This is a genomic window from Maritalea mobilis (assembly GCF_004363175.1).
In the GTDB taxonomy this organism is placed as follows: Bacteria; Pseudomonadota; Alphaproteobacteria; order Rhizobiales; family Devosiaceae; genus Maritalea; species Maritalea mobilis.
In genome coordinates this window covers 621260-638407 of record NZ_SNYR01000003.1, presented here as the reverse complement: position 1 = coordinate 638407, position 17148 = coordinate 621260, and the positions used below count along the sequence as shown (strand labels likewise).

At 50.3% G+C, this 17148-nt stretch carries 13 protein-coding genes and 1 tRNA gene; 9 read left to right on the top strand and 5 right to left on the bottom strand.

The window, feature by feature from the left end; all coding sequences use genetic code 11:
* Positions 1-281 precede the first annotated feature (281 nt).
* The gene (locus ATL17_RS15740; protein ID WP_133573764.1) at positions 282-1874 is read left to right on the top strand and encodes a phosphoenolpyruvate carboxykinase; all 1593 of its coding nucleotides are present in this window, start codon (positions 282-284) and stop codon (positions 1872-1874) included.
* 126 nt (positions 1875-2000) lie between these two features.
* A complete protein-coding gene (locus ATL17_RS15735; RefSeq protein ID WP_133573763.1) occupies positions 2001-2792 on the top strand; it encodes a MerR family transcriptional regulator in 792 nt (263 codons plus the stop codon).
* Positions 2793-2813: 21 nt separating this feature from the next.
* Here ATL17_RS15735 and ATL17_RS15730 read toward each other — a convergent pair whose 3' ends face one another.
* The gene (locus ATL17_RS15730; protein WP_133573762.1) at positions 2814-3563 is read right to left on the bottom strand and encodes a GNAT family N-acetyltransferase; all 750 of its coding nucleotides are present in this window, start codon (positions 3561-3563) and stop codon (positions 2814-2816) included.
* 9 nt (positions 3564-3572) lie between these two features.
* A complete protein-coding gene (locus ATL17_RS16960) occupies positions 3573-4121 on the bottom strand; it encodes a cell wall hydrolase (protein ID WP_166639066.1) in 549 nt (182 codons plus the stop codon).
* A gap of 264 nt (positions 4122-4385) precedes the next feature.
* Here ATL17_RS16960 and ATL17_RS15720 point away from each other — a divergent pair, with 264 nt between their 5' ends.
* Complete coding sequence (locus tag ATL17_RS15720; RefSeq protein WP_133573760.1) at positions 4386-5660, top strand: MFS transporter; 1275 nt, start codon at positions 4386-4388, stop codon at positions 5658-5660.
* On the opposite strand, the gene ATL17_RS15715 is transcribed toward ATL17_RS15720, so the two are convergent.
* Positions 5657-6460 carry a hypothetical protein gene (locus ATL17_RS15715; RefSeq protein ID WP_133573759.1) on the bottom strand — a complete coding sequence of 268 codons (804 nt, stop codon included), beginning with the start codon at positions 6458-6460 and terminating at the stop codon, positions 5657-5659. The two genes, ATL17_RS15720 and ATL17_RS15715, sit on opposite strands and share 4 nt — an antisense overlap.
* Before the next feature lie 97 nt (positions 6461-6557).
* Here ATL17_RS15715 and ATL17_RS15710 point away from each other — a divergent pair, with 97 nt between their 5' ends.
* Complete coding sequence (locus ATL17_RS15710) at positions 6558-6986, top strand: GNAT family N-acetyltransferase (RefSeq protein WP_133573758.1); 429 nt, start codon at positions 6558-6560, stop codon at positions 6984-6986.
* 121 nt (positions 6987-7107) lie between these two features.
* Entirely contained in the window at positions 7108-8274 is a 1167-nt protein-coding gene (locus ATL17_RS15705) for a serine hydrolase domain-containing protein (RefSeq protein WP_133573757.1), read from the top strand.
* A 32-nt stretch (positions 8275-8306) separates the two neighbouring features.
* Here the strand turns inward: ATL17_RS15705 and ATL17_RS15700 are convergent, their stop codons facing one another.
* Entirely contained in the window at positions 8307-8513 is a 207-nt protein-coding gene (locus ATL17_RS15700) for a DUF3955 domain-containing protein (protein ID WP_133573756.1), read from the bottom strand.
* Positions 8514-8587: 74 nt separating this feature from the next.
* Positions 8588-11440, bottom strand: a complete 2853-nt coding sequence (gene polA, locus ATL17_RS15695) for a DNA polymerase I (protein WP_133573755.1) — start codon at positions 11438-11440, stop codon at positions 8588-8590.
* A gap of 223 nt (positions 11441-11663) precedes the next feature.
* On the opposite strand from polA, the gene ATL17_RS15690 reads away from it, so the two are divergent.
* The 4 genes from ATL17_RS15690 to ATL17_RS15675 all read left to right on the top strand — a co-directional run bounded on the left by ATL17_RS15690 (position 11664) and on the right by ATL17_RS15675 (position 17139).
* Positions 11664-11740, top strand: a tRNA-Arg gene (locus ATL17_RS15690).
* A gap of 149 nt (positions 11741-11889) precedes the next feature.
* Positions 11890-12384 carry an ImuA family protein gene (locus tag ATL17_RS15685; RefSeq protein WP_208111227.1) on the top strand — a complete coding sequence of 165 codons (495 nt, stop codon included), beginning with the start codon at positions 11890-11892 and terminating at the stop codon, positions 12382-12384.
* On the top strand, positions 12311-13783 hold the full coding sequence (locus ATL17_RS15680) for a Y-family DNA polymerase (RefSeq protein ID WP_133573753.1): 1473 nt from the start codon (positions 12311-12313) through the stop codon (positions 13781-13783). Before ATL17_RS15685 ends, ATL17_RS15680 begins: the two co-directional genes overlap by 74 nt.
* The gene (locus ATL17_RS15675; RefSeq protein ID WP_133573752.1) at positions 13780-17139 is read left to right on the top strand and encodes an error-prone DNA polymerase; all 3360 of its coding nucleotides are present in this window, start codon (positions 13780-13782) and stop codon (positions 17137-17139) included. Before ATL17_RS15680 ends, ATL17_RS15675 begins: the two co-directional genes overlap by 4 nt.
* Positions 17140-17148 lie beyond the last annotated feature (9 nt).

The following is a 17148-nucleotide window of genomic DNA, read 5'->3' as shown; positions in this document are numbered from 1 at the left end:
CTCTTAGCTCACAAAATGCGCACAAATTGTGTCCGTTGCAAGGTTTCGCGAATTTATTGTAATGCAATCTTTACAATCAGATTGTGGTTAATGACGACCAGTCTAGCTAAGCCATTATAATTTTTATACTTTTTCGAAAATATCCAATCTTAGACGAAGGTATTAAGACCTATCTCTAAATGCAATCGCACCACCTAATCTGTAGGTTGAGGGCAGGAACTGGGCCATGAGCAGCAAAAATTTGTCCCAGCGAATTTTCAACAATCACATGGAATAGAGCGATGAGCACCATCACGCGGGCCGACGTAAACTCAAAAATCAAGTCTTTGGCGGCCAATCTCTCGTTTAATGACAAAGCGCCAAAATTGGTTGAAAAAGCCCTTGCGCGCAATGAAGTTGAGTTGAGTGCAGATGGCGCGGTTGTGGCCACAACCGGCCAACACACTGGGCGCTCTGCAAATGATAAGTTTATTGTTGATGATGCGCTGACCCACGACACTGTGTGGTGGGACAATGCGAAAGCGATGACCCCAGAAAAGTTTGACCTGTTGCTTGCAGACATGTTGGACAGCGCTGAGGGCAAAGATTTGTTCGTGCAGCAACTTTATGCCGGTGCTGACGTGAGCCAGCAATTGAATGTTGAAGTGTTCACTGAAAATGCGTGGCACGCTTTGTTCATCCGCAATTTGCTGATCCGTCCGGCGCTAAACGCATTGAGCGACTTTGATGCCAATGTCACCATTGTGCACATGCCGTCATTCAAGGCAGACCCTGCACGCCACGGCACTCGCTCAGAAACAGTGATCGCGCTCGATTTCACCCGCAACATGGTGGTGATCGGCGGCACCTTCTATGCTGGCGAGATCAAAAAATCTGTGTTTTCCTTGTTCAACTTCCACGCGCCACAAAATGGCGTGTTGCCGATGCACTGTTCTGCCAATATTGGCGAAGCAGGCGACACCGCTTTGTTCTTCGGCCTTTCCGGCACTGGCAAAACCACGCTTTCAACCGACCCAAATCGCGTGTTGATCGGTGATGACGAGCATGGCTGGACTGCTGATGGCGTGTTCAACCTTGAAGGCGGCTGCTATGCCAAAACCATCAATCTGTCGCGTCAGGCTGAGCCTGAGATTTTCGCGGCGACTGAACGTTTCGGCACCGTTTTAGAAAATGTGATTTTGGACGAAGAAACATTAAAGCCTGACTTTAATGACGGTTCTTTGACTGAAAACACCCGCGCAGCCTATCCGCTGACCGCCCTCGAAAATGTGTCACGCACTGGCATTGGTCCAGTACCAAAAACAGTGATGTTGCTCACTGCTGATGCGTTTGGCGTATTGCCTCCAATCGCACGGTTGACACCTGAGCAAGCAATTTATCACTTCTTGTCTGGCTATACTGCAAAAGTGGCAGGCACAGAGCGTGGTGTGACTGAGCCGCAAGCGACTTTCTCTGCTTGCTTTGGCGCTCCATTCATGTCGCTGCACCCAAGCGTTTACGGCAAGATGCTGAAAAAGCAGATTCGCGATAGCTTGGCAGAATGCTGGTTGCTCAACACAGGCTGGACCGGTGGTGCCTATGGCACAGGCAATCGTATCTCCATTAAAGATACACGTACGCTGCTTTCAGCTGCTTTGTCTGGCGAGTTGGTGAATGCAGAAATGCGCGTTGATCCAATCTTCGGCTTTGAAGTGCCAGTTGCTGTTGATGGTGTGGATGCACAATTGCTCACACCACGCGCCACTTGGGAAGATGCTTCAGCCTATGATGCGCAAGCGGCTAAACTGGTTAAATTGTTTGAAGAGAACTTCAAGAAATTCGGTGCAAGCGCCATCGAACTTGCTGATGCGGGGCCAAAACTGGCTGCCGCCTAAGCATCACTATTATTTCATCCTCCTTTTTTTGTGGCTCCTTCGGGAGCCACTTTTTTTATGCCCAAGGCTTGACCCTAACGCGGCGTCAGCCCCTATTTGGGTTGTCAGCGGAAAGGCAGGACGACAGTGAAAACTTATTTGATCAAACAAGTGGCAGAGATGGCAGGCGTCACCGTGCGCACCTTGCATCATTATGATCAGATTGGGCTGCTGGAGCCTGCCTATGTTGGCGAGAATGGCTATCGCTATTACACGCGAGACGAATTGTTGCGTTTGCAGCAAATCATGTTTTTTCGCGAAATGGATATGCCGTTAAAGGAAATCCAGCACGTGATGGCTGGCGCGGATTTTGATCGGCTGCAGCATATGAGGCAGCATCGCGACAAGTTGGCGCAAAATGTGGATCGTCAGCAAACCTTACTGACGGTGATTGACCGCTCAATCGCTGAGTTGAACGGAGAAATCAAAATGAGCAACGAAGAATTATACAAAGGCTTTTCGCCCGAAAAGCAAAAAGCCTATCAGGATGAATTGGTGGCCAAACATGGCGGCCAGATGCGCGATGAAGTTGAAAAATCAAATCGCAAATATGATCAAGCCGTGCAAGACCACACAGGCGGCGAGGATGGGCTTGTGAAAGAGCGTATGGCACAGCTGCAACAGATCGAAGGCGATTTGATTTTGATGATGCAGGCGGGCAAAGGGCCCGGCGACGATGAGGTGCTTGACCTGATCGCGCTGCATCATAAATGGGTTGGCCAATGGTGGGACAAACAACCGGACGCCAATAGCTATGCGGGATTGGCGGATATGTACAAATATACGCCAGATTTTGTGACCCGTTATGAACGATTGGCAGATGGCTTTACCGACTTTTTGGTCGCCGCCATAAAATCGTTCGCCATCAAACGGCTTTAATATAAGGGCGCATATGCGCTCTTATTTCGTGCGATAATGATAACGATACAGTTCGGTTGAAAAGCCTAGTTTTGCATAAAGGTTGGTGGCGGGCTCATTTTCGGCCACCACTTGCAGCGCTGCCTCTGCGCACCCTTGCACCCGTGCCCATGCGAGCAAACTTCCCACCACCTTGGCGGCAAGGCCTTGGCGTCGATAGTTCGGGTTGGTCGCCACTGCTTCAATGATCGCAAGGCCATTCACCAGCACAACATAGGCAATCGCACCCACTTGCCCATCAATTATAGCCTCGCCATATGCAATTGGTGGCGCAACTTTACTCAGCATTTCGCTAAACACTTGGCGCTGATGGTCATCTTCTTCGGCAAGAGAAAAGTAAAAATTCAGCCAGCTTTCAGGTGTCTTTTCTGTTGAGATTTCAACATCTGAAGCTTGTGTGAAATGCGACACGTCTGACGCATAAAGAGTGATGGTTTCAGCCTCGCGGGCATAGCCCTTGGCGGCAAGCACGTCATCCAGCTCAGCGCCGATTTCAGGCATACGGAAGCAAGAGCGCATTTGAAAATGCTCGAAGAATTGCTCAGCCTGCGTGATAAAATCTTCGCCCTGAGCACGCTGACCGTTCAAAGGGTTAAAAGAGTTGGCACGGCGCGAGCGGTTTGAGCCGCTATAGCGGAAAACATAACCGCCAATATTTTGCGCATGCAAGGACGGCCAAGCCAATTGGCAAGCCTCTTCAACCCGCCAACATAATGCTTGGTCTGTATGCATTTTTTGCCCTTATAGTGGGGTATAGAAAATGTGGGCGCCGATCTTCTTCACGGGCTGATAGGATGTGGCCCAGCTCGGTGAAACGCGTGCTGCGTGATAAAACAACGCGGTTGTGGGCAATGCGTCCAGCGGGTCACGCTGTTGGAAGCGTTTGAAAGCCGTGTTGGCAATCAAGCCAGCCTTCACCCAGCTTTCACGAACGATACGATTGCCCTTGCCGCCATTGTCGGATTTGCCATCGCAGGCGAATGAGAATTGACAGCCATGCATGCGGTGCGAGTTTTGGAATACTACGCCGCAAATGCTGTCAGGATATTTTGGGTGCTCAACTCGATTGAGAATCACTTGGGCCACAGCCCATTGGCCATCTTCTGGCTCGCCGCGTGCTTCATGATAGATCGCCTGAGTCAGGCAAATCTTTTCCTGCGCGGCGATCGCAAGTTTTTCATCAGTCGGTTGGAATTTGGTTTGGGCATATTTTGCCAACAGCTCGGGAGTGAGCGGGTTGACCGCCTGCTGTGAGGCAGCAGGCCATGCGGCAAGGAGCAAAAACGCCACAGCCAACCCGTATCGCAAAATAGATTTTGCCACCCTTAACAACCCCATTTCCCCGTGCGCTCGAAAGCATGTTTGGACGTTAGCCATTCTTTTAGCGGAAATCGAGCGGTTTGTTAAGTAATGGTTAACCGTAAAAATTTGCAATTTATTCATAAATAGGATCAACTGTTTTGGTCCAACCACATTATCTTTCTTCAGACATATGGCGACCTGACCTGTTGCGGGTTCAGATTTGTTTGCGAGAAAAGGCAGAAAGTGATTCAAATGTCTCTTATCTCTCCCAGCCCGCCGCTGCGGGACCTTAATCGACGGCAAGTGCAATGGATCGGCGCTGGCTTTATGATGACCTTCGCCTCCATGGGCGGTCAGACGATTTTTATCGCTCAATTCAACACTGAGATTCGCAGTTTCTTTAATCTGACCGATGGTCAATTCGGTCAGCTTTATATGCTCGCCACCTTGGCCAGCGCGATTTTGATTTCCATTGTCGGCAATCTGGCTGACCGGATTGGTCCGCGCCTTTTGGGCATTATCTGTTTGGTTGGCCTTGCAGTGATGACCCTGATTATGTCGCAAGTTGGTAATTTGGTGGTGCTGGTGTTTGCACTGTTTGGCTTGCGCTTTTTTGGGCAAGGCATGTTGCCCCATGTGGCGCAAACGGCCATGGCACGCTGGTTCAATCGCTTTCGCGGGCGGGCGCTGGCCTTCTCGCAAATGGGCTACACGCTTGGCGAAGCCATTTTGCCTTTCTCCGTCACAGTGGGAATTTTGGCGATCGGATGGCGTAATGTTTGGATTGCTGCAGCCGCGATTCTGATTGTCGTCTTTATCCCGATCATCACCTTCCTGCTGCGCGACCCACCGGATGGCAAACGGGCGAAAGCGCGTGGTGAGGTGAACCCCGATGGGGAAGAAGAAGGCAAAGTGACGGGCGAATTTTGGACCCGTGCCAATGTGCTTAAAGACCCGCTTTTTTATCTGCTGGTGTTTGGCGCGATGACCTTGCCTGCCTTGGCCACGATTTACTTCTTCCATCAAGCGCATTTGGTGGAGATTAAAGGTTGGTCGGTGCTGACCTACACCGCATGGCTGCCGCTTATGTCAGCCACCAATGTGACCATGGCGTTGGTCACAGGCTTTTTGGTGGACCGGTTTGGCGCGTTCCGGCTTTTGCCCTTCTTTTTGGTGCCGATGGGCATTGCCAGCTTGGTGATGGCCAGCTTTAACGCCCAATGGGCCATCCCCCTATTCTTCATCTTTGTCGCCTTTTCTGGCGGCATGGCCCCTTCTGTCGCTGGGGCCTTGTGGGCGGAGATTTATGGCACAGCCCATATTGGCGGCATCCGGGCCTTGGCCATTGCGGGCATGGTGTTTGCCTCTGCTGCCGGGCCAGGTATTTCCGGCATGTTGATCGACGCCAATATCAATCTGGCGCAGCAAAGCTGGGGCAATGCCATTTATTGTTTTGCCATTTCAGCGCTGTATCTGGCACTGCAGCCCAAGCTCGCCGCACGGCGGGCTGAGCTAGCCGCCAGCTAACAACCTTTAAAATGATCGGTGAGGAAGGCATGCCAGCCTTTCTCGCCGGCTTTTTGGGTCGACAATAGATCCAGCTTAAAATTTTCGTAGCCCAAATGGTTTGGCATATTGAGCTTTGCAAATTCCAAATGGCCGTAAAGCGGGTTAAAGATCAACTCGCCAACCTGCTCTTCGTTACCAGCAAAATTCAAAACAAAACGATGGGATGCTGCCGTGTAGCTTTCATCACGCTGCGCCTCGATGGTGCCCAAGTCCGTCAACGGCTGCTCCAAACTTGGATCAGCCAATAATAACGGCAAGCCAAATGAGAAATCTGCTTTTGGGTCTTTGGCAAATTGGTGGGCAATGGTGAGGCTGGCAAAATCAAAATCATAGAGATGCCACGGCGTATGCGCGATTTTTGTGGACTTTTCGATCACCGGCATGTTGGGCAAGTCAACCCGAATTGAAAGCTCTTTAGCCATCTCATCATAAGTGAGAAAGGCGAAATCCATATGCTCTGCATCGGGCAATAGCCGCGCACCTGTGATGGTTGAAGCAACCCCGGTTTCCGGGTCCATCTTCGCATGGACAAAGGCGGCATTGGTGCATTTTTCCTGCGCCTTATACACCTCAACTTCGCCCCGCGCCGCGTAATAGACCGCAATATGTTCAGGCAAGCTGCCATCATGATTTGAACGCTCATAATGGTAGATGGTGCCTACCTGGTTCATCTCGGCTTGCGCCACATTAGGCATCAATATGGCGGCGCAAATGCTCGCCAGCATAACTGTCTTTTTCGTGAATTGATTTCCGCGCATGGGGTCCCCGCCTCCGGATTGCATGAAGTTGGTCAGATATGGGGGTGATTGAATGGGTTTCAAGTTTGCGCAATGCTGTAGATAGCAGGAGGCAACAATGGGCATAGATATTCACATCATCAATCACGCCAACATGAACCTATTGGATGCAGTGGCGCCTGATGTTTTTGACGCCCCAATTCACCCTCAATATCTGGACGCATTTTGCGCGCAGGACGGGCATTTTATGGCTGTTGCCGAATTGGACCATCTGGTGGTTGGCCAAATCCGCGCCATTTTGCATTTCAGCCCTGATGAACCGCCCGTGCTTTACATTGATAATTTGGGTGTTGCGCCCACCCAAAAGCGCAAGGGCATCGCCACATCATTGTTCGACGCAACCCTCAAATGGGGGCAAGCCCATGGCGCACAAAGCTATTGGGTTGCAACCGAGTTGGACAATGATGAAGCCAACGGCTTTTACCGCAGCCAAGCGCTGCAGGGGAGCCAGATGATTTATTATGAAGGCACATTTCCTGCCGACTAGCACATCTAACGCACGCCAGAATTAAATTAAAGTATTATTTTAATTTTTTATCTTTTAAATTTCACTTGAACAAATTTTGTTTGCACTTATTTCTAAGCCTCCATCATCAAAGGAGTGCGAAATGATTAGGTGGATCATGGCAGGCATGCTGCTGAGCAGCAGTTTGACCCCTGCATGGGCGGATGACGAGTTTTCGGCCCTGAAATCTGAATTTGAGAACATGCTGGTGGCGCAAGAGATCCCCGGTGCCGCGATGGCATTGGTGGGGCCTGAAGGCGCAATTGGCAAACTGTGCTTCGGCTATGCCGATTTAGAAGCTGCGCAAAAAGTAACTGGCGAAACAGCCTTCACCCTTGGCTCAACGTCCAAAATGCTGATTGGCGTAAGCATGATGCAAGCCGCTGCGCGCGGTGAGTTGCAAATCGATCAAAAGATCGCTGATTATGTGAACTTCAATATTGGGGCACCAAACGGAGAAAACATGACTTTTGCCGATTTGGCCCAGCATCGCGCCGGGATAAATGACCGGGAGTCGTTTTACTATTCCACCAACACTTATCATCAAGATGAAGATCACCCGATGCCGCTTGATGTTTATTTGGCGGACTATCTCAGCCCGAACGGCACTCAATTTGATGCGGCAGCCAACTTTGTACAGCCTGGCCAATATCATTACAGCAATATTGGCTCATCCCTTGCTGCCTATGCCGTATCACAAGCGACAAAGATGCCCTATGACCAATTGACAGAAGAACGCGTGTTTAATCCGCTGGGCATGAAAAATACCCATTGGCATTTAGGCGACTTTAAAGATGGTGAGTTGGCCCGCCCCTATTATGATGCGCCCCTGGCCGGTTTCAATCCCAACCGTCCTTACAGCTTGGCCAGTTGGCCAGATGGTGGCTTGCGGTCTTCCATTTCAGATTTTTCCGCGTTTTTGGGCATGATGATCAATGAAGGTAGCTTCAACGGCGAAACCATTTTGGACGCCGAGCATTTTCAGCAGCTATATGCAGGCCTGAATGTGGGCGATGAAAAAGGCTATGGGCTATTTTTAGAGAAGTTTCGCCTGAAAGGGCCATTGCCCGAGCGCACAACCTTTTGGGGTCACACAGGTGGCGACCCCGGCGCGGTGACGTTCGCGATTTACAATCGCGATTGGAAACGCGGGGTCGTGTTGTTGCTCAATGGCGAACCCGAAGAAGATATGGTGAATGAGTTTTTCGCCGCGAGCTTCTATCTATTCGGCCTTGAGGACACGCTTAAAACTGCCAGCAATTGCGACTAAATCTACCGCCCGGGCTGCACCATCAGCTCGGGCTATTTTTTGAGCATTTGACGGGCGCCGAGGCCAACAAAGCTGACAATGGCCAATGCGATCAAAATAAAAGTAAGCGGCAAGAAAAAGCTTTCTTGCACAACGTTGTTTTCATCCAGTCGACCACCGTAAAGCACCGCTTCAGCCACATAAGATGCAACGGCTAGGCCGAGCAGGACCAAAGGTGCGAGAATGTATGATTTTGTCATGGTTTCGTTCCACTTTGAGGGGCGTGTGCAAATTTTGCTATGCCCTCAAAGTGGCAATTCGGTGGCGTTAGACGTTAGTGCGCGTCATTCCAATTGTCGGCGGCGCGTGCATCCACTTCGAGCGGCACGCTGAGTTGAACGGCGGGTTGTGGCGCATCGCACATGACTTTTTGGATCAGCGGGATCGCTTCATTCGCCGCTTCTTCAGGCACTTCAAAAATCAATTCATCGTGCACCTGCAGCAGCATATCTGCCGGCACAGAGCTTTCCTGCAACACCGCTTCCATGCGGATCATCGCCCGGCGAATAATGTCAGCCGCGGTACCTTGGATCGGGGCGTTAATTGCCGCACGTTCATAAAAGGCGCGGTGCCCTTGGTTTTTGGTGTTGATCTCTGGGAAGAAGGCTTTGCGCCCAAACAGCGTTTCCACATAGCCCTTATCATGCGCGAACTTTTTCATCTCATTCATATAGTCTTGAATGCCGGGGAACCGCTCAAAATAGGTTTTGATATAGTCGCTGGCTTCTGAGCGCGAGATGCCAAGCTGGTTCGCCAAGCCAAAGGCGGAAATGCCATAAATGATGCCAAAATTAATGGCCTTGGCTTGCCGTCGCACCATCGGGTCCATGCCCTCAATCGGCACATTGAACATTTCTGAGGCGGTCATTGCGTGAATGTCCAACCCGTCGGAAAAGGCATTTTTCAGCGCGTCAATGTCCGCAATATGGGCGAGCACCCGCAATTCGATTTGGCTATAGTCAGCCGAGATTAGCTTCTTGCCTTTTTCAGCCACAAAGGCCGTACGGATTTTGCGTCCATCTTCTGAGCGCACCGGAATGTTCTGCAAATTCGGATCAGAAGAGGATAGTCGCCCGGTGGCCACCGCCGCTTGCGCGTAAGATGTGTGCACCCGGCCCGTATGCGGGTTGATATATTCTGGCAGCGCATCTGTGTAAGTTGATTTCAATTTAGACAGGCCGCGCCAATCCAACACTTTTTGTGCCAAATCATTGCCTTCTGCCGCCAAATCTTCCAGCACGCCAGCCCCGGTTTGCCATGCGCCAGTTTTGGTTTTTTTGCCGCCCGGCAATTCCATTTTGCCAAACAAAATATCACCCAATTGCTTGGGCGAACCGACATTGAATTTCTCGCCCGCCAATTCGTGCGCTTCTGCTTCCAGCGCTGCTGCGCGTTGAGCAAACTCGCCAGACAATTGGCTTAAAATTTGCCGATTGACGTGAATGCCGCGCCCTTCCATCCGCGCCAAAACGGGCACCAGTGGCCGTTCAATAGTTTCGTACAGAGTTGTGCCTTTTTCCGCCACCACGCGCTGTTTCAGCACATGCCAAAGGCGCAATGTGATGTCCGCATCTTCCGCCGCATATTTGGCTGCGGCTTCAATCTCCAGCAAATCAAAGGTCTTTTGTTTTTTGCCGGTGCCTGCCAAATCGGTGAACTTGATTGGGGTATGGCCCAGCCATTTTTCAGACAATGCGTCCATACCATTATTGCGCGCGCCATCTGTGACATAGGACATCAACATGGTGTCATCTATGGGCGACATTTCAATGCCATAGCGCATCAACATGCCCATATCATATTTCATATTTTGCCCGATTTTGAGGATTGAACGCGCCTCCAAAACGGGCTTTAGCGCACTCAACACATCAGCCAATGGCAGCTGGTCTGGCGCCATGCCGCCACCCAACAAATCGCCTTCGCCAGATTTGTGTTGCAGCGGGATATAGCACCCCTCGCCCATCTCCACCGCAAGACAAATGCCCACCAAATCCGCTTGCTGATTATCAAGGCCTGTAGTTTCGGTGTCGATCGCCACATGACCTTTGTCCCAAATGGCATCCACCCATTTTTGCAGCGCGTCGGGCGTACGGACAATCTCATATTTATCATGGTCCACCGGAATGGCCTGCACTTCTGCCAAGCGTTTTTCGAACAAGCCTTGTGGGGTGTGCTCGCCAGAAGGTACGCTTGCGGCAGCTTCCACTTCACTTTCATCCGCCGCCAGGCTTTCATCCGCTTCAATTTCTTCTGCGTCTGCATCAAGGGCAGCCGCCACCCGTTTTGTGATGGTAGTGAATTCCATCGCCTTCAGGAAGGGGATCACATCGCTGGCGTTGATGGGTTGGCGTGTCAAATCGTCCAGCGGTACGTCCACCGGCACATCTTCTTTCAATCGCACCAAATCGCGCGACACACGCGCTTGATCCGCAAATTCGATCAAATTTTCGCGGCGCTTATTCTGTTTAATTTCGCCTGCACGCGCCAATAGCGTATCCAAATCGCCATATTCTTCGATCAATTGCGCCGCGGTTTTAATGCCAATGCCCGGCACGCCAGGCACATTATCCACGCTATCGCCTGCCAGCGATTGAATATCCACCACCTTGTCTGGGCCGCAGCCAAATTTCTCGCGCACCTCATCAAAGCTGATCCATTTGTTTTTCATGGTGTCGAGCATGGTGATCTTGTCAGACACCAATTGCATCAAATCCTTATCGCTCGACACAATCGTCACCCGCATGCCTTTGGCTTCGGCCTGGCGCGCATAAGTGGCAATCAAATCATCCGCTTCAAAACCTTCCTGCTCCACTGAGGCAATGCCAAATGCCCGCGTTGCATCCCGTGTCAACGGAAATTGCGGCACAAGATCTTCGGGTGCCGGCGGCCGATGCGCTTTGTAATCAGGATAAAAATCATTGCGGAAGCTTTTGCCGGAATGGTCGAAAATTACCGCCATATGGGTGGGGTTTTCTTCGCCTTCAAAGTCCAACGTCAACTTATAAAGCATATTGCAAAAGCCGGACACAGCGCCAACAGGCAACCCATCTGACTTGCGTGCCAGCGGTGGCAAGGCGTGGTAAGCGCGAAAAATATAAGTGGAGCCATCGACCAGCAAGAGATGCATTTTGTTTCCTTCAAACCATAGAAGCGATGTGGGATTCGCCCATCAGGCGCTCATGTTACCTGCCCCCCCGGCCCATTCAACCCGAAATTTCAAATGGTGAAGCGCAATCGCCAAATTTATCCCAAAATGGGTGAAATTGAGCATTGTCACGAGCCAAGGCTTGGTTTAAGTTCCCGGCACATTCGCGCCGTGGCAAATACTGCCCACCCAAAGGCGCACCGGCGCACCCGTAGCTCAGCTGGATAGAGCGCTGCCCTCCGAAGGCAGAGGCCACACGTTCGAATCGTGTCGGGTGCACCAATTCCCCAAAACCGTATTTTCTTTTCATATTCAAATTTTGTTGTTATTTTGTTCTCATGAATAGACAGCGATCATTTAAGTGTTTCTTTCCACTTTTGACTGGCCGTGCCCATGAGGTTTGCGGTCCGTCGCGCTATGGTTTTGCAGCGATGATGGCGGGTCAGCTGGATGGTCCCATATTATGGGCGCGTAGTCGCTGGCAATCCGAACAACTCCATCCACTTGGCCTTACTCCCTTTTATGATCCAGCACGCGCTATTATGGTGAAGTGTAAAGATCAAACAGAAATTTTGGGCACTGCCGAGGACGCGTTGCGGTCGGGGGCAGTGAGTTTCATTGTGGCTGAACTGCCCGAACCATTGGATTTTCGTCAAGGAAGGCGGTTACAGCTTGCCGCAAAGGATGGAAACATTCCTGGATTATTTATGGTTCAAAATGATGCAGGTAATAATGCAGCTCATACCAGATGGCATTGCGAACCTATATACGACTCTTCAGACTCGACTCTTCAGCGCTGGTCGCTTATAAAGAACAAAACAGGAACATTGAAGAGTTGGGAGGTGCGCTGGCATGCAAAATCGCGTCGTGTCATTGTGGTTTCCGAAGCTAGCGAGCAACCGCGTTTTACGCCAAAGACCAGTTAATGCTCCGTTTGCTCTTGTTTATCACGAGCAAAATGCGGACCGTCTTTATTGTTTAAATAAAGAGGCGACTGCACACGGGCTTTATGCAGAAATGAGCTATTCAGATGCGCGCGCTTTTTACCCTAAATTGATCAGTGAAGTTGCGGATCCACTGGCCGATCAACGGTTTTTATACGCTCTAGCAAGATGGTTACGGCAGTATTCTCCTTGGGTTGGAGTGGATGGCCGTGATGGCTTACTGCTGGACATAGCTGGTTGCGCCCATTTATTTGGTGGTGAGCAGAACATACTTGACCAAATGCGTGCACGTCTTGCACGCGCAGGCCTTGAGTTACATATCGGCATTGCTGACACAATTGGCGCAGCTTGGGCGATTAGTCATTATGCTTCAAAAGATATGATTGCGCCGCCCGAACAAACAATAAAAGCCATTGGCGACCTTCCGATTGCGAGCTTACGCTTAAGCGAAAAAGATGTGGTAAGTTTAAGACGATTAGGCGTCAATACCATTGAGCAAATGCTAGCATTGCCTCGCAAAACCATCACCCATCGCTTTGCCCCTGATGTCCTTGAACGACTTGACCAGACGTTGGGCTGGCAAGCTGAAAAGATTAAGCCCCTAGGCGATCCGCCGCACTTTGGCGTTCGGATGAGCTTTCCTGATCCCATTGGTCTACAAAGTGACGTGATGGCAGCTCTAGATAGATTGCTTGAGCAACTCACCAAAAAACTAAAACGGTTTGAATATGGCGCACGACATCTACGTTTGATTATTCGAAAAGTGGATCAAGCAAGTGAAAATGCAGACTTAAAACTCGCTAGACCTATGCGTGACGCTGCCCGCCTGCTCAAGCTTTTTGAGCGTAGTGTAGAAAAGCTTGATGCAGGTTATGGTATTGACCAAATACACCTCAAGGCTATTGATGTTGAAGCGCTTCCCGTTGAGCAAATTGGCACGCGCACGGTAAAAAATGATGAAGCCTTAGATGACTTAATCACGCGCATTGGCAGTCGTATCGGCATCGAAAACATTGTGCGATTTCAACCTCAATCCAGCCATGCGCCAGAGCGTTGCTATTCTATTACACCTGCGGCCTGGTCGCGGCCGGTCCATGAGTGGCCTAAAACACCGCCGCGTCCACTAAGCTTTTTCACCCCTGAACCTATTGAGGGTACGAGCCAATTCCCCCCATCTAATTTTCGCTGGCGACGCATGATGTTTGCAGTCGAAAAGTCCATCGGCCCTGAACGAATTGCACCAGAGTGGTGGGTTCAAGATGATAATTGGCGCAAAGGACTTCGAGATTATTGGCGGGTTGAAACACAGCAGGGGCGGCGTCTTTGGTTGTTCTATACTCCACAAAATCCAGCTTGGTTTGTGCAAGGAGAATTTGCATGAATTATGTGCCCATTCTACCCGCTCAAACCGTGCATGATTATGCTGAATTATGCATCACCACCAATTTTACCTTTCTAGAAGGCGCCTCCCATCCTGAAGAATTGGTCGCCCGTGCAATCGAACTTGAGCTACCAGCGTTAGCCATCACAGATAAAAACTCCTTGGCCGGGGTCGTACGTGCGTTTTCTGCCCTGAAAGAATATGAGCGAGTAAATAAGGAAGCCATTTCTATTCGATCTCAAAAACAAGTGGATTCCAGCTCTCGCCAAGACATGGGTGTGCATCACGATATTGATTGTCCTCAACCGACGCGACTCCCCAAACTGATTGTGGGTGCAAGGCTGGTGCTTCAAAACAGTCCGATCGATTGGATAGCCCTACCGCAGGATCGACCTGCTTATGCACGACTAACGCGATTGCTGACGAAGGGCAAAAGGCGCGCGGAAAAAGGCAAATGCGTCTTAAGGCTGCAAGATATTTTAGATCATTGCGCGGGCATGGTGTTGATTGGTCTTCCACAAAAAAAGCTTATGGATAAGCACGTCATCCAACATCTACACAAAACAAGCGAGACATTTCCCGGCGATGTTTTTTTGGGAGCTGTGCCCAAATATGATGGAGATGATCAAGCTTATTTTGATCAATGTGCTCGTTTAGCCCATCGATTGGCCACGCCTATGGTGGCTGTTGGAGACGTGCTGATGCACCGTGCTAGTCGGCGACAAATGGCAGATATTTTAACCTGCATGCGAGAACATATTACCATTGATGAAATCGGACGAAAGGCACAGCCAAATGGCGAGCGACGCTTGAAAGGTGCCTCAGATATGGAGCGGTTATTTTATAGGCATCCTAGTGCCATGCGTCGCACATTAGACATAGCCGCAAAATGCAATTTTCAGCTGGATGAACTCTCGTACAATTATCCGAATGAGGCCAGCCATGTTGAAAGTGCACAAGATCGGCTAGAACGATTAACCTATGAAGGTTTAAAACGACGTTGCCCAAATGGTGTACCTCAACGTTATTTAGATCTGGCCGATAAAGAATTGAAATTGGTCGGCGAATTGAAGTATGCCGCCTACTTTCTCACCGTGCATGACATTGTACAATTTGCCCGCTCCAAAGATATTTTATGTCAAGGGCGTGGGTCTGCGGCCAATTCCATTCTGTGTTACGCCCTTGGTATTACAGATGTAACGCCAGACATGATCACCATGGTATTTGAGCGATTTGTATCCCGCCACCGACAAGAACCGCCGGATATTGATGTGGACTTTGAGCATGAACGGCGTGAAGAAGTCATCCAACATATTTACGACAAATATGGCCGACATCGTGCTGGATTATGCGCCACAGTTATCCATTTTCGCTCCCGCAGTGCCATCCGCGAGGTTGGCAAGGTTATGGGCCTGTCACAAGATGTGACCGCCGCTTTATCAGGCCAGATTTGGGGGTGGTCGAATGGCGGGGCTGACACAAAGCGTATGCAAGAATTGGGGCTTGATCTCAATGATCGTCGGCTTAAACAAACGGTCCGGCTGATCGGCGAAATTATCGGCTTTCCCCGACATCTTTCGCAACATGTGGGCGGCTTTGTCATCACACAAGATAGGCTGGACGAGCTTTGTCCCATTGAAAATGCGGCGATGGATGATCGCACCATTATTGAATGGGACAAGGACGACATTGATACCCTGCGTATCTTGAAGGTGGATGTGTTGAGCTTGGGGATGCTCACCTGCATTCGTAAAGCCTTCCAATTGATTGAACATCACCATCATACTCCTCTCAATCTGGCGACAGTGCCGCAGGAGGATGATGACACTTACGATATGTTGTGCGCAGCAGATGCGATTGGGGTGTTTCAGGTGGAAAGTCGCGCGCAGATGAACTTTTTGCCGCGCATGCAACCCCGCACTTTTTATGATCTGGTGATTGAGGTGGCGATTGTCCGGCCCGGCCCAATTCAAGGGGGAATGGTCCACCCTTATATCAATCGTCGGCAAGGGAAAGAGCAGGTCACCTTCCCTTCAAAAGAGCTTGAAGGCGTGTTGGGGAAAACCCTGGGTGTGCCGCTATTTCAAGAACAAGCAATGCAGATCGCTGTTGTTGCTGCAGGCTTTAGCGCGGAGGAAGCGGATCGGTTGCGCCGTTCATTGGCAACGTTTCGGCGCATGGGCACCATCAGCACTTTTCGAGATCGCTTTATTGGCGGCATGCTTGAGCGTGGCTACACACAAGATTTTGCTGAACGATGCTTTTCTCAAATTGAAGGCTTTGGTGAATATGGCTTCCCTGAAAGCCATGCTGCGGCCTTTGCCATGTTGGCCTATGTGTCTGCTTGGCTAAAGAAACATTATCCTGCCGTTTTTGCTTGTGCATTGCTTAATGCGCAACCAATGGGTTTTTATGCTCCCGCCCAAATTGTACGCGATGCGCGTGAGCATCGTGTGGATGTACGTCCCGTGTGCATCAACCATAGTGAGTGGGATAATAAATTGGAGCGATGTGCTAATGGGGAATTAGCATTGCGGTTGGGTTTTCGCCAAATCAAAGGCTTTCGTGAGGAGGATGCAGACTGGTTAGTGGCTGCGCGGGGCAATGGCTACCCTGACCCCGAAAGTGTGTGGCTTCGGGCGGGCATCAGCCCTAGTGCTTTAGAACGTCTGGCCGAAGCTGATGCTTTCTTGTCCATTGGGCTTAATCGCCGGAATGCCTTGTGGAAGGTTAAATCCATTCGCAGCAAAAAACCACTTCCGCTTTTCAATAATCCCATTGATGGGGAAGCCATTTTTGAACCCGATGTGACCTTGCCTAAAATGCATTTGGGCGAAGAGGTGGTGGAAGATTATATTTCTACCCGCCTATCTCTCAAAGCGCATCCTTTGGAGCTGTTGCGGCCTGATATGCCCGACATTGTTCCACATGCTGCCTTACCAACCATTGGTCAAAAACGAGTTTCGGTTTGTGGCTTAGTGATCACAAGGCAGCGACCAGGCACCGCGTCTGGCGTTATCTTTCTCACATTGGAAGATGAAACAGGGGTCTCAAACATTGTTGTCTGGCCCAAAATCTATGAGCGTTATCGACGCATTGTGATGAGCGGGCGATTGCTGAAAGTCACTGGCACTTTGCAGCGCGAAGGTATTGTGGTGCATCTAATCGCTCAAAAAATTGAAGATATGTCTTATGAACTGACCAAACTTGGACATCCGCAGGAAGACATTTTGGGTGAAACCTTACCTCAAGCAGATGATGTTGCACGACGCTTCAATAAAGCCAAGCCGATTGCGCGGGCTCATCATCCACGCGACCAAGCCAAAAAGCTATTCCCAAGTAGAGACTTTCATTAAAAATGGCGG